This is a genomic window from Paenibacillus oleatilyticus, from assembly GCF_018998565.1.
Taxonomy (GTDB): domain Bacteria; phylum Bacillota; class Bacilli; order Paenibacillales; family NBRC-103111; genus Paenibacillus_G; species Paenibacillus_G oleatilyticus.
On sequence record NZ_JAHNZO010000084.1, the window covers coordinates 115 to 377 of the forward strand.

Annotated in this window: 1 pseudogene; it reads right to left on the reverse strand. The window is 67.3% G+C overall.

Features of this window, described 5'->3' with window-relative positions:
• Positions 1–263 (reverse strand): annotated as a pseudogene (locus tag KQX66_RS36390) (hypothetical protein); the annotation flags it as partial.

The following is a 263-nucleotide window of genomic DNA, read 5'->3' on the forward strand; positions in this document are numbered from 1 at the left end:
TGCGCCGCTTGGAACGGCTGTGGCGCCTCGTACGGCTGCGGCTTTTGCGCCGCGCTAAACGGCTGCGGCATCGGCTCCGGTTTGCCCTTCTGCGCCGCTTGGAACGGCTGTGGCGCCTCGTACGGCTGCGGCTTTTGCGCCGCGCTAAACGGCTGCGGCATCGGCTCAGGCTTGCCTTTTTGCGCTGCCTGGAACGGCTGTGGCGCCTCGTACGGCTGCGGCTTTTGCGCTGCGCTAAACGGCTGCGACATCGGCTCAGGCTT